The sequence below is a fragment of the Plantactinospora sp. WMMB334 genome (assembly GCF_049179095.1).
Lineage (GTDB): Bacteria > Actinomycetota > Actinomycetes > Mycobacteriales > Micromonosporaceae > Plantactinospora.
In genome coordinates this window covers 171,438-183,892 of record NZ_JBMHME010000002.1, presented here as the reverse complement: position 1 = coordinate 183,892, position 12,455 = coordinate 171,438, and the positions used below count along the sequence as shown (strand labels likewise).

General features: G+C 71.3%; 12 protein-coding genes. 11 read left to right on the top strand and 1 reads right to left on the bottom strand.

Going from position 1 to position 12,455, the window contains the following annotated elements:
• The first annotated feature begins 47 nt into the window (after positions 1–47).
• Both def and tsaD read left to right on the top strand, forming a co-directional pair.
• Entirely contained in the window at positions 48–569 is a 522-nt protein-coding gene (gene def, locus ACN27G_RS00915; RefSeq protein WP_421490865.1) for a peptide deformylase, read from the top strand.
• A gap of 2 nt (positions 570–571) precedes the next feature.
• Positions 572–1,666 (top strand): tRNA (adenosine(37)-N6)-threonylcarbamoyltransferase complex transferase subunit TsaD, encoded by a 1,095-nt coding sequence (gene tsaD / locus ACN27G_RS00910; RefSeq protein WP_421490864.1) that lies wholly within the window; start codon positions 572–574, stop codon positions 1,664–1,666.
• A 442-nt stretch (positions 1,667–2,108) separates the two neighbouring features.
• On the opposite strand, the gene ACN27G_RS00905 is transcribed toward tsaD, so the two are convergent.
• The gene (locus ACN27G_RS00905; protein ID WP_421490863.1) at positions 2,109–2,561 is read right to left on the bottom strand and encodes a Fur family transcriptional regulator; all 453 of its coding nucleotides are present in this window, start codon (positions 2,559–2,561) and stop codon (positions 2,109–2,111) included.
• 84 nt (positions 2,562–2,645) lie between these two features.
• Here ACN27G_RS00905 and ACN27G_RS00900 point away from each other — a divergent pair, with 84 nt between their 5' ends.
• The 9 genes from ACN27G_RS00900 to cydC all read left to right on the top strand — a co-directional run bounded on the left by ACN27G_RS00900 (position 2,646) and on the right by cydC (position 12,241).
• The gene (locus ACN27G_RS00900; protein ID WP_421497193.1) at positions 2,646–3,260 is read left to right on the top strand and encodes a superoxide dismutase; all 615 of its coding nucleotides are present in this window, start codon (positions 2,646–2,648) and stop codon (positions 3,258–3,260) included.
• Between the two features lie 38 nt (positions 3,261–3,298).
• Positions 3,299–3,538 carry a superoxide dismutase gene (locus ACN27G_RS00895; RefSeq protein WP_421490862.1) on the top strand — a complete coding sequence of 80 codons (240 nt, stop codon included), beginning with the start codon at positions 3,299–3,301 and terminating at the stop codon, positions 3,536–3,538.
• A gap of 222 nt (positions 3,539–3,760) precedes the next feature.
• Complete coding sequence (locus ACN27G_RS00890) at positions 3,761–4,999, top strand: hypothetical protein (protein ID WP_421490861.1); 1,239 nt, start codon at positions 3,761–3,763, stop codon at positions 4,997–4,999.
• Positions 5,000–5,060: 61 nt separating this feature from the next.
• The gene (locus tag ACN27G_RS00885; RefSeq protein ID WP_421490860.1) at positions 5,061–5,609 is read left to right on the top strand and encodes a hypothetical protein; all 549 of its coding nucleotides are present in this window, start codon (positions 5,061–5,063) and stop codon (positions 5,607–5,609) included.
• Positions 5,610–5,786: 177 nt separating this feature from the next.
• The gene (locus tag ACN27G_RS00880; protein ID WP_421490859.1) at positions 5,787–6,806 is read left to right on the top strand and encodes an ABC transporter substrate-binding protein; all 1,020 of its coding nucleotides are present in this window, start codon (positions 5,787–5,789) and stop codon (positions 6,804–6,806) included.
• Positions 6,807–6,874: 68 nt separating this feature from the next.
• Positions 6,875–7,924 (top strand): FecCD family ABC transporter permease, encoded by a 1,050-nt coding sequence (locus ACN27G_RS00875; RefSeq protein ID WP_421490858.1) that lies wholly within the window; start codon positions 6,875–6,877, stop codon positions 7,922–7,924.
• 8 nt (positions 7,925–7,932) lie between these two features.
• A complete protein-coding gene (locus ACN27G_RS00870; RefSeq protein ID WP_421490857.1) occupies positions 7,933–8,745 on the top strand; it encodes an ABC transporter ATP-binding protein in 813 nt (270 codons plus the stop codon).
• A complete protein-coding gene (locus ACN27G_RS00865; protein WP_421490856.1) occupies positions 8,739–10,481 on the top strand; it encodes an ABC transporter ATP-binding protein in 1,743 nt (580 codons plus the stop codon). Before ACN27G_RS00870 ends, ACN27G_RS00865 begins: the two co-directional genes overlap by 7 nt.
• On the top strand, positions 10,478–12,241 hold the full coding sequence (cydC, locus tag ACN27G_RS00860) for a thiol reductant ABC exporter subunit CydC (RefSeq protein ID WP_421490855.1): 1,764 nt from the start codon (positions 10,478–10,480) through the stop codon (positions 12,239–12,241). Before ACN27G_RS00865 ends, cydC begins: the two co-directional genes overlap by 4 nt.
• Positions 12,242–12,455: the final 214 nt, after the last annotated feature.

Genomic DNA, 12,455 nt, shown 5'->3' with positions numbered 1-12,455 from the left:
ACACAGCCTACATGCCACCCGATTGCAGGTGCCGCTAGTGTGCAGGTATGCCGACTCGCCGGGGTACCGCCCGCCCGATCACCCGCTACGGGACACCTGTGCTGCACGGACGCTGTGCCGAGGTCGACACCTTCGACCGGTCCCTGGCGGACCTGATCGACGACATGTTCGCCTCGATGTACGCCGCCCAGGGTGTCGGGCTGGCCGCCAACCAGATCGGCGTCGGTCTGCGGGTCTTCGTCTACGACTGCCCGGACGCCGACGGCATCCGGCAGGTCGGGCACGTCGTCAACCCGGTCCCGCAGCGGGTGGCCGCGTTCGCCGGGATCAGTACCGACAGCGAGGGCTGCCTGTCGGTGCCCGGCCCACGCGCCGAACTGTCCCGGGCGGCGCTGGCGACCGTGACCGGCGTCGACCTGCACGGCGACCCGATCACGGTCACCGGCACCGGCTACTTCGCCCGCTGTCTCCAGCACGAGACCGACCACCTCGACGGCGTCGTCTACCTCGACCACCTGCCCGAGGCGCAGCGCAAGGAACTCCTCGCCGAAGCCCGGCTCTGGAACTGACCATGTCGCTCGTCCTCGGCATCGAAACCTCCTGCGACGAGACCGGCGTCGGACTGGTCCGCGACGGCGTCCTGCTCGGCGACGCCCTGGCCAGCAGCATGGACGAGCACGCCCGGTTCGGCGGCGTCGTACCCGAGATCGCCGCCCGCGCCCACCTGCACGCCCTGCAGCCGATGGTCCGGCACGCCCTCGACCGGGCTGGCGTCGCCCTGTCCGAGGTCACCGCTGTCGCGGCGACCGCCGGACCCGGGCTGGCCACCGCCGTCCAGGTCGGGCTCGCGGCCGGCAAGGCGTACGCCCTCGCCCTCGGCGTGCCGCTCTACGGGGTGCACCATCTCGCCGGACACGCCGCCGTCGACGTACTCGAGCACGGCCCGTTGCCGTCACGCTGCGTCGCCCTCATCGTCTCCGGCGGGCACACCTCGCTCCTGCTCCTCTGCGATCTGGCCCGCGACCCGATCATCCACCTCGGTGACACCGCCGACGACGCCGCCGGTGAGGCGTTCGACAAGGTCGCCCGCCTCCTCGGTCTGCCCTACCCGGGCGGGCCGGCGATCGACCGCGTCGCGCGCGACGGCGACCCCGCCGCCATCGCCTTCCCCCGCCCGCTGACCAGACCGTCCGACCCGCCCTACAGGTTCTCCTTCTCCGGCCTCAAGACCGCCGTGGCCCGCTGGGTCGAACGCCAACCCGGACCGGTGCCGGTCGCCGACGTCGCAGCCTCGTTCCAGGAGGCCGTCGCCGACACCCTGTCCCGCAAGGCCGTCGCCGCCTGCCGCGCTCACGGCATCGACACCCTGCTCCTGGTGGGCGGAGTCGCGGCCAACAGCCGAGTCCGGGCACTCACCGCGAAGCGGTGTGCGGCGCACGGCATCACCCTGCGCGTGCCACGCCCGGTGCTCTGCACCGACAACGGCGCCATGATCGCGGCGGTCGGCGACCTGCTGGTACGCACCGACGCCACCCCCAGCCCACTCGACATCGCCACAGACCCGTCAGCACCGCTACGGGGAGCACTGCTGTCCGGTCCGGGCCAGCCTCGGCGGCCGGCAGCGGCCGTCCGGAACAGTTACCCACCCGAAGACGCCCGCGGCTGAGTACTGCGATCACGGCTCCGTAGCGGGCTCTCCCCCGACCGGCGAGCCTGCCCTCGATCCGACGCATCGTCGACAACCTCAGCGAACGTGGCCAGGCGCTGAACACCAGGCGACGATCCACCAGGAGCACTCCGAGCCCTGTTGCATATCTTTGGCAACAACCTCATACTTGCAGCCGGACGTTGTCGCTTGGCCGTGGCCCCGTCCGCGTTCGGATCCCGTTCGAGGTCCGGTATTGGTGAAAGTGGTTGAGGACCCCGACGGCCCGTGATGATCCTTCCGTCGGGGTCCATCCACGCGCAGATGCACGGACGAGAGCGTTCGCATCGTCGTGGGAGCACTACTTTCCGGCTCCGGCCAACCTCTGACCCGGGCCGGTTGCCGGTGCACTCCCCCAGTGGCTGACCACCATGTCGCGCCGCAGCGACCAGCTGGTTCCTCGTCAGGCGGGTTCGCTCAACTGCCGGCAGGCGCCGCACCGGCCGTAGACGACCACCCCACCGTCGCGGCCGTCCCGGTCGACGGTGAAATCCTTCAAGTTCATTACCTTGATCAGGGCGTCCACGAGGTCTGGTGGAAGCTGCCGCAGGTCGCCGCAGGACCCGCAGACGGCGTGGTGGTGGGGATGGTCCGCGAGGCCGTAGGTGAGCCGGCCGCGGACCGGGACGACATGCACGGCCCCGGCCGTGACCAGGGCGGTCAGGATGCGGTGCACCGTGGATAGATCGATGCGGGTGCCGGCCACAGCGATTCGGTCGTGCACCTGCGCGGCGCTCAGGTGGGTGGCGTTGGCCAGCGCTTGCAGGACCGCCTGCCGGGCCAGGGTCCGCCGGCGGCCGCTGTCGCGCAGCGCGACGAGGGCCGCCGCCACGCGATCGTCTGCGTTCTCCGTCACGCCAGCCAAGCCGCCCCCCGATCGCTGCTGTTGCCATATTGTGGCAGAAGCACTTTCGTGGCAGAACTGGGAAGGAAGCTCTGGATGGCCGTCTACACGCTCCCCGACATGCCCTACGACTACGGCGCCCTCGAACCCGCCATGTCCGGCGAGATCCTCGAACTGCACCACAGCAAGCACCACGCCGCGTACGTCAAGGGCAGCAACGACGCCCTCGACCAACTCGCCGAAGCCCGTGACAAGGGCGACTACAGCACCCTCGTCGGCCTGGAGAAGACCTTCGCGTTCAACCTCTCCGGCCACGTACTCCACTCGATCTTCTGGAACAACCTCTCCCCCGACGGCGGCGACCGCCCCGACGGCGACCTCGCCGCCGCCATCGACGAACACTTCGGCTCCTTCGAAAAATTCTCCGGACAGCTCTCCACCGCCACCAAGGGCGTGCAGGGCTCCGGCTGGGGCGTCCTGGCCTGGGAACCGCTGAGCCGCCGCCTCATCGTCGAACAGGTCTACGACCACCACGGCAACGTCGGACAGGGCTCCACCCCGATCCTCGTCTTCGACGCCTGGGAACACGCCTACTACCTGCAATACCGCAACGTCCGCCCCGACTACGTCGACCGGCTCTGGAACCTGGTCAACTGGACCGACGTCACCGCCCGGTTCGACGCCGCCCGAGCCAGCCAACCCAAGATCTGAGTACGGTGGGCCACCCCGATCCGGTCCACGCTGCCGAGATGGTGCAACGTGCCGCTGGAGTCGTCGCCGCACGCCGACGCGGCGACCTCGACGGAGCCGAAGCCCTCCTCGCCGCCTTCCCTACCGAGGCGGCGAAGACCCTCGGCTTCTTTCTTCTAGCCGACCTCGCGTTGGGGTTGTTGCAGGCGCAGTCGGGACAGTCGATGGATGACCTGGTCCGGGAACTGTCCCTGCACCTCGCCACCGCCGCGGACCAGCCACCGTCGGGGAGCCGGTAGCGGCGGACGGGCTCGGCCCACCGCCGCGCGGGCCGGAAGGGGGTTCCCCTTCCGGCCCGCCGGCTCGGGGTTCCGGGTGTCCGGCGGTAACGGGTGCGAGCGTTGCCGGCCGTGACATGGTGCGGCGGAGCGGGCTACGGTGGCAGCGCGTCGAGGCGTCGTTCGGCCCCAGCCGGGAGGTGGCCTATGCGGTCCGGGACGGCATCCGCTGTCGTGGCGATCATGGGATCCGGTGAGACCAGCCCGACGATGGTGACCGTCCACCGCCGACTCGTCGACCTGATCGGCCGGTCCGAGCCTCGGGCCGTGCTGCTCGACACGCCCTACGGCTTCCAGGAGAACGCGACCGAAATCTCCGCCCGCGCCCGGATGTACTTTCACACCAGCGTCGGCCTACAGATCACGGTCCCCGACGGTCTGCGAGGCACCGGCGACGATTGCACCGACCGGGCGTTGGCGGCGTTGACCGACGCCGACTGGATCTTCTCCGGCCCAGGCAGCCCGACGTACGCACTGACGTGCTGGCGGGCCAACCGGGCCACCCACGTCCTGCACGACCGGATCGTCCGTCCACACGGTGTCGTCGTGTTCGCCTCCGCTGCCGCGGCCACGATGGGCCGCTTCACGGTGCCGGTGTACGAGATCTACAAGGTCGGCGCGGCGCCGCACTGGCTCGACGGGCTCGACCTGTTCGGCCATCTCAACCTGCCGGTGGCGGTGATCCCGCACTACGACAACACCGAGGGCGGCACCCACGACACCCGGTATGCCTACCTCGGCGAGCCGCGCCTGCGCGCCCTCGAACAGCAGCTACCCGACAACGCCGCCGTACTCGGCGTCGACGAACACACCGCCGTGCTGCTCGACCTCGCCGCCGGAAACCTGGAAGTGGTCGGCCGGGGCGGCATGACTGTACGCCGCGGTGGGCAAAGCGCGGTCTTTTCGGCTGGCGCGACCCTGACTCTGACCGAGCTGCGGGACCTGGTCCACGGTCGAACCCTCGTTCCCCGACCCAGGGCGGCGAACGAGATGGGACGAGCGTCGCTTCGATCGGTGCCGGCCACGCTGAGCGAGACAGCCGCCGGCGCTGTAGCGAGGTTCGATGACGGTCTGCGGCGCGGTGACGTCGAGGCGATGGTCGGCGCCGTCCTCGACCTGGAGACGGCGGTGCATACCTGGGCGGCCGACACCGAGGAGGACGACGGCAGCGCGCAGGCCCGCACGGTGCTGCGTACCCTTGTCGTCCGGCTCGGCCAGGCGGCCAGCACCGGGCTCCAGGACCCGGGCGAGCGGATCCGTCCGCTGGTGGAGCCACTCGTCGCGTTACGTGAGCGGCTGCGGCAGCGCAACGACTACGTTGCCGCGGACGGCATTCGCGAGTCCCTCGCCACCGCGGGAGTACACCTGCGCGACACACCCGCCGGTCCCCGTTGGGCCCTGCGGGTGAGGTCGACCGGCTGACCGGCATCGGACACCCGCGAACGCTGCTGCCAGCTTTTCGCAGTTGCATATGCTGCGCATCGTGACATCCCGAGCGACAGCCGTACCCGACCTGACCGATCCCCCAGCCGCACCGGCGGTGCCGGTCGAGGTCGAAACCATCCTGCTCAGCACCAGCCCGGGCGGGCTGCGGTTCCGGGCACGCGCCAGAGCGCTGACCGAGGGCGAACATCCTGACGCGGTGGCTCGCGCCCTCGCCGGGATGTCCCGCCGTGGTGGGGACGTCCTGTTGCACTCGACCTCGTGGCGGTTCCAGGACACCGGAATCGTCCTCACCTACGTGGCGCTACCCGACCCGCACCCGAAGCCCGACCAGTCCGCTCCCGTGGAGCCCGGTCCGGTCCTCGGTCAGCAGGACCCCCTTGCCCCCGCGCCCGGGGTCGTCCGTCCGGTCGACGTCGCCGTCCACGCCTGCCGGCATCTGGCGTTCCTCCGCCACACCGACGCGCTGGTGGCCGCCCGAGCCGCCGAGTCCCCCGATCTGTGGCAGCAGATCGATCGATTCAGTCCCGCCGTCGCCGGGCTACTGTCCCCGCCCACGTCGTCGCACCAGCCGTCAACGAGGCGCTGACCGGACAGGATCATCCCGCCGGTCGAACCGTTGCACGGGTTAGGTGGAGTGACACCGTGCACGGTTGTGGTCAGGCCGCGCGATCCCCGGAACGGAACGTGTCTTGTCACCTCAATATTGCTCTTGCACACTACTCGCAACAGTGCCGATGAGATCGACGACTGTTGGGGGTGGCAGATGGGGCGGCCGTGGCGTGGTGTCGTACCGGTGGCGGCCTGGCTCGCCGTGTGCCTGCTGGCGGCGGGCTGCGGGTCGAGCGAACCTGATCCACAGGGGGTGGCCGGTTCGACGGCGGCAGGCTTTCCGGTCACGGTGACCAACTGCGGCCGTACCCTGACGTTCGAGTCCCCGCCTCGGCGGGTGGTGACCGGCTATCAGCCGGTGCTGGAGACGATGCTCGCGCTGGGTCTCGCGGACCGGATCGTCGGCCGGGTCAACTTCTCCGAGAACGGGCCGGACGGGTTCCTGCCCGGCCAGAAGCCGCTCTACGAGCGGATCCCGGAGATCTCCGACTCGATCGCGTTCCCGAACCGGGAGGTGCTGCTGGCGCAGGACGCCGACTTCGTGATCAGTGAGGGTTGGTACAACTTCAACGCCAGCCGGGGTGAGGCGACCATCGATGAGCTGACCGGGGCCGGGACCCCGGTGTTCCTCACCGGCGGGTGGTGCGACGACGCCGGGCAGCGACGGTTCCAGATCGCTGACACGTTGCGCGACGTGCGTGACCTGGGCCGGATTTTCGGAGTGCCGGAGCGGGCGGAGGAGGTCGTCGCGGAGATGGAGGCAATCCTCGCCGAGGTCCGCACGGCGGTGGCGGGCCGGCCGAAGGTGCCGGTGCTGGTCACCGACGGCGGTGCCGGACCGGTGCGGGCGTACGGCGGGGCGGGTCTGACCCAGCAGTTGGTCGAGGCGGCCGGTGGGGTCAACGTGTTGGCCGACGCGTCAGACGATCTGTTCGACGCCAGTGTGGAGCAGGTGGCCGCGACCCGACCGGCGGCGATGATCGTCACCGACTACCTTCCTGGGCCCACCGCCGCGGAGAAGTTCGCGACGGTGTCGGCGCTAGTGCCGGAGTCGGCGGCGGCGCGAAGCAAACGGTATCTGGCGCTGCCGGCGGCGGGTCAGCATCCGGGGTACCGCAACATACTCACGCTGCGGCAGATCGCCCGGTTCCTACATCCGGACGCGGTGAGTTGACGACGCAGCGCCCGGCCTCACCCACTACGGATACCCGGCCGGTTTTCGGGGTGAACGGTGCGGTCGCGGTGCCGGCTGGCGCGGGTCGTCGGCGGGGGTCGTACCTGCTGGTGTTGGTGGGTGTGGTCGGGCTACTGGTCGCGTCGACGGTCGCGTCGGTGCTGGTCGGGGCGGTGCGGGTGCCGCTGGGGGACGTGCTCGGGATCATCGGCGGACACCTGCTGCCAGGGTGGGACGGGCAGGGCTTCACCCGGGTGCAGGAGCGGATCGTGTGGGAGTACCGGCTGCCCCGGGCGGTGCTCGCGGTGCTGACCGGTGCCGGGTTGGCGGTGGTCGGCGCGGTGCTGCAGGCCGTGGTCCGTAATCCGCTGGCGGATCCGTTCCTGCTGGGCGCCTCGTCGGGGGCGTCGTTCGGCGCGGTCCTGGTCCTGGTCTCCGGGGCCGGTGGCGTGTTCGGCCTGTCGGGGGCGGCGTTCCTCGGGTCGCTGACGGCGATGGCGCTGGTGTATGTGATGGCGCGCGCTGGTGGTCGGTTGACGCCGGGTCGGCTGGTGCTGGCCGGGGTGGCGCTGGCCTACCTGTTCCAGGCCGGGTACTCGTTCCTGCTGCAGAAGGCTGACGCGGCGCGGGCCGCGCAGTCGGCGATGTTCTGGCTCCTCGGTGGCCTGGCTGGCGCGCGGTGGGACAACATCGGGCTGCCGGCGGCGGTGGTCGGTGTTGGGCTGCTGCTGCTCGTGGCGCGGTGGCGGGTCCTCAACGCGGTCAGCGCGGGTGAGGAGGTGGCGACGTCGCTCGGGGTGGCGGTGCCCCGGCTGCGGGCGCAGATGTTCGTGCTGACGTCGCTGCTGACCGGCGCTCTGGTCGCGGTGACCGGTGCGGTCGCGTTCGTCGGGCTGATCGTGCCGCACGTGGCGCGGATGCTGGTCGGTGCGGACCATCGGCGGCTGTTGCCGGTCGCGGCGCTGCTGGGTGCCGGGTTCCTGCAGTCGGTGGACATCGCCGCCCGGCTGCTGGACGCGCCGCAGGAGTTGCCGCTGTCGGTGGTCACGGCGGTGGTCGGGGTGCCGTTCTTCCTGTGGCTGCTGGCCCGCCGCCGTGACGGGCGGCTGGTGTCGTGAGGCTTCGGGTGGCGGGACTTGGCGTTGTCCTCGACGGCCACGAGGTGCTGCGCGGCGTCGAGGTCGATGTCGCGGCCGGCCGGTTCGTCGGGCTGGTCGGCCGCAACGGTAGCGGGAAGTCGACGCTGATCCGCGCCGCGTACCGGGCGCTGCGTCCGTATCGGGGGGCGGTGTGGGTCGGCGGGGACGATGTGTGGTCGCTGCCGGGGCGGCGGGCGGCGCGGCGTGTCGCGGTGGTGGCCCAGCAGGAGCCGGAGTCTGCGGGGTTCACCGTGGCCGAGGTGGTGGCGATGGGACGTATCCCGCACAAGCGGCTGTTCTCCGCCGACACTCTCGCTGATCGGGAGGCGTGCGACCGGGCGTTGGACCGGGTCGGGCTCGCCGGGTACGGGCAGCGGCTGGCGGCGGGTCTGTCCGGCGGTGAGCGGCAGCGGCTGGTCATCGCGCGGGCGTTGGCGCAGGAGGCGCCGCTGCTGCTGCTCGACGAGCCGACGAACCATCTGGACGTGCGGTACCAGTACGACATTCTGGCGCTGGTCCGGTCGCTGGGTTTGACCGTTCTCGCGGCGCTGCACGACCTGGATCTCGCCGTTCAGTTCTGTGATGAGGTGTATGTCCTTGACGCGGGGGTGGTCGTCGCCGGCGGTGACCCGGTCGAGGTCCTGACGCCGGAGTTGGTGGCCGATGTGTTTGGCGTCGATGCGCAGGTGGTGGCTCATCCGGTCAGTGGCCGGCCCCGCCTGCTGCTCTCGCCTCGATCTGCTGACGTCGGCAGCGACGGTGGCGGGCGGGGCGTGTTCGGGGAGGTGGGCTCGTGTTGAGTCGTCGGCTGCTCGGACTGGCCGCCGGTCGGCGGGCCGGGCTGGCGGTGCTGGTGCTGTTGGGGGTGGCGATCACCGGCAGCTATGCCGGTCAAGGGCTGCTGATCGCGCATGTCCTGGTGGTCATCCTGGACGGTCGGGGCCTCGGCGCGGCGGTCGTCGCGCTGGCCGGCGCGCTCGGGTTGCAGGCGGTGCGGGCCGTGCTGCTGTGGGCCCGTGAGGTCCTCGCCGCGACGGTGGCGGGCCGGACCAAGGAGGATCTGCGGGGCCGGCTGCTGGACAAGCTGTTCACGCTCGGCCCCGGCTACACCCTCGGAGTGCGGACCGGGCAGGTGCAGTCCGTGCTGGTCGACGGGGTGGAGGCGCTGGAGCGGTACTTCTCGGCGTTCCTTCCACAGCTCGGCGCCGCAGCGGTGGGCGCGGTCGGGTTGATCGGCTACGTCTGCTGGCTGGATCCGGTCGTCGGGATCACGATCGCCGGCTGCGGGCTCGGGGTGGTCGCCGCCCCACGGATCTCCCGGCGGGTGATGGACGCGCCGATGCGTCGCTGGCTCGCCGACTACCGGGGCCTGTACGCCGACACAATCGACGCGTTGCAGGGCATGGTGACGTTGAAGGGAATCAACGCGCACCGGCGGCGCGGCGTCGAGTTGTCGGCGCAGTCGGCGCGGTTCGCCCGCACCTCGACCCGGCTGGTCGCCGCCGCCGCCGCGTACGAGGTGGTCGTCGGTGTCGCGGCGGCGGCCGGGACAACGCTCGCGGTCGGAATCGGGGCGCTGCGCGCCGCGTCCGGCGCGATCGATGTGGCGACGCTACTGGTGATCCTGCTGCTGTCGCGGGAGTGTTTCCGTCCGCTGACCGACGTGGGCAAGGCGTTCCACGCCGCCTACCCTGGGCTGGCCGCCGCCGAAAACGTGTTCGCGTTCCTCGACGAGACACCCACGGTCGTCGACCAGGCGACGCATTCTGGCGGCGGGCGGACAGCACGGCGGCGAGAGGGTCCGCCACGGGTGGACCTCGATGAGGTGACGTTCGCCTACCATGCCGACGCGCCCGCCGCGCTGTCGCAGGTGAGCCTTACCGCCCGGCCCGGCACCCGCACCGCGCTGGTCGGCCGGTCCGGGGCGGGCAAGACCACGGTCGTGTCGCTGCTGCTGCGGCTGTTCGACCCGCAGCACGGCGCGGTCCGTATCGACGGCGACGACGTGCGGGACCTTCCGTTGCCGGTACTCCGTTCGATGATCGCGGTGGTGTCGCAGGACACGTACCTGTTCCACGGCACCGTCCGGGACAACCTCCTCCTCGCCCGTCCCGACGCCGCGCAGGCGGCCGTCGAGGGGGCGGCCCGGGCGGCGATGGCGCACGAGTTCATCACCGCCCTGCCCGATGGTTACGACACGATGGTCGGCGAACGCGGCGCGCGGCTGTCCGGCGGCGAACGGCAGCGGCTGGCGATCGCCCGGGCGCTGCTCAAGGACGCGCCGATCCTGATCCTGGACGAGGCCACCTCCGCGGTCGACGCCGCCAACGAGGCCGGTATCCAGGCAGCGTTGGAGCAGCTCACCGCGCACCGCACGACGCTGGTCATCGCGCACCGGATGTCGACCGTCCGCAGCGCCGACCACGTCGTCGTCCTCGACGGCGGCCGAGTGGTCGAGCACGGCCGGCCCGATGAGCTCCTCGCCGCCGGGACCGTCTACCACCACCTCGTCACCACCCAGGCAGGCACCACATGAGCAAAGGTCAGGCGACGACGGCGCGGGTCCGGCTGCGGCACATGGGCGCCCTGCTGCGCGCTCACCGCCGGCTTCTCGCCGCCGCGGTCGCCGCCGGCATCCTCAACCAACTTTTGATCATTGTCGCGGCCGGGGTCGGCGCCTACCTGGTCGGCCTGGTCGCCACCGGCGCCGACCGAGACCAGTTGTGGCCGTGGTTCTGGCTCCTCGTCGCCCTGATCGTGCCCCGGGCGGCGCTGCCGTGGCTGGAGTCGCTGCTGGCGCACGCGATGGCGTTCCGGGCCCTGGCCGACGTCCGCGACCGCGTCCAGGACACGTTCGCCCGCGTCGCGCCGGCCGGCCTCGACAAAGCCCGGTCCGGGTCCCTGGCCACCACGGCTGTCGCCGACGTCGAGGCCCTGGAACTGTTCTTCGCCCACACCCTCAGTCCGCTCGTCGTCGCGCTCACCGTGCCGTTCACCACGCTGGCCGTCCTCGGGGTGTTCCATCCGCTGCTGCCGCTCGTGCTCGTACCCGTCCTGCTGGCCGTCGCGACGGTTCCGGTGTGGTTGGCCCGCCGGGCCCGGGAGCAGGGTGAGACGGTTAAGGACGCCGCGGCCGAGGTCGCCGCCGAGGTCGTCGACGCCGTGCAGGGGCAGCGGGAGTTGGCCGTGTTCGCCGCCGGTGAGCGGCACCGCGGCCGGGTGGCCCGGGCGGCGGCGCGGCTGGTCGGGGCGCAGCGGGCGCACGCGGGCCGCGCCGGGGTGGAGAAGGCGGCGGTCGACACTCTGGTCACCGCCGGGATGCTCGCCGTCCTGGTCGCGTCTGCCTGGCTGACCGCCACCGCGCGGATGCCGGCCGCCGCGTTCCCGGTCGCGGTCGTCCTCGCCGCGTTCAGCTTCGCTCCGGTCTCGACCGTCGCCGAGGTCGCCAAGGAACTCAATCTCGCCGCCGCAGCGTCCACCCGCATCATCCGGCTGCTGGCCACCCCCGACCCGGTCCCGGACCACGGTGCGGCAGACGCCGCCATGCCGGCCGCCTCGGACGTGGCGTTCCACGACGTCAGCTTTGGCTACCAGCCGGGCGGGCGGCCTGCGATTCGGGACGTCACCTTCGACATCCCGGCCGGTACCAGCGTCGCCCTGGTCGGCCACTCCGGGGCGGGGAAATCGACGACCGCCCACGTGCTGCTGCGGTTCCGGGAGCCGCAGGCGGGGCGGATCAGCATCGGCGGTGTCGACCTGCGGGACCTGCCGGTCGACCAGGTACGGGAACTCGTCGCCCTGGTACCGCAGGACCCGTACCTGTTCCACGGCAGCGTGCGGGACAACCTCCTCCTCGCCCGCCCCGACGCCACCGACGCGGACCTCGTCGCGGCGTCCCGCGCCGCCGGCGCGCACGAGTTCGTCACCGCGCTGCCCGACGGCTACGACACCACGGTCGGCGAGCGGGGCGCACGGCTGTCCGGCGGCCAGCGGCAACGCGTCGCCCTGGCCCGGGCGCTGCTCACCGACGCCCCGGTCCTCGTCCTCGACGAACCGGTGTCCAACCTCGACGCCGAGACCGAACGGGTCCTCGCCGAGGCGATGACCGGAATCATCCGTGGCCGCACCACCCTGATCATCGCGCACCGGCTTTCCACGATCCGGACCGCGGACCGGATCGTCGTCCTGCACGACGGCCGGGTCGTGCAGCAGGGTCGGCACGAGGACCTCGTCGCGGGCGGCGGCCACTACGCCGAACTCGTCGCCGCCCAGCTCACCCCTACCAGGCCCGGATAGTTCCCGATCACCACGGAATACTCCAACATCGACTTCCCACTATCTGCCTGTTCATAGTTGTTGCATCTCCTTGGCAACAGATGATGCGCTCGGTAACGTCGTCGTGGCCACAGGTGAAGATGACCACGGGGAGTCGTCGTGAACATGTGTGACCCTGGCCGTGACCCATCCACCGGCCGCGCCGCCCCACACAATCCCGGACGCACACCACTGT

Bases quoted from the DNA above. Each gene is read 5' to 3' on its own strand.
- ACN27G_RS00900 (WP_421497193.1), top strand. From the start codon at position 2,646: ATGGCCGTCTACACGCTCCCCGACATGCCCTACGACTACGGCGCCCTC.
- ACN27G_RS00880 (WP_421490859.1), top strand. From the start codon at position 5,787: ATGGGGCGGCCGTGGCGTGGTGTCGTACCGGTGGCGGCCTGGCTCGCC.
- cydC (WP_421490855.1), top strand. From the start codon at position 10,478: ATGAGCAAAGGTCAGGCGACGACGGCGCGGGTCCGGCTGCGGCACATG.
- def (WP_421490865.1), top strand. From the start codon at position 48: ATGCCGACTCGCCGGGGTACCGCCCGCCCGATCACCCGCTACGGGACA.
- ACN27G_RS00890 (WP_421490861.1), top strand. From the start codon at position 3,761: ATGGGATCCGGTGAGACCAGCCCGACGATGGTGACCGTCCACCGCCGA.
- ACN27G_RS00895 (WP_421490862.1), top strand. From the start codon at position 3,299: ATGGTGCAACGTGCCGCTGGAGTCGTCGCCGCACGCCGACGCGGCGAC.
- tsaD (WP_421490864.1), top strand. From the start codon at position 572: ATGTCGCTCGTCCTCGGCATCGAAACCTCCTGCGACGAGACCGGCGTC.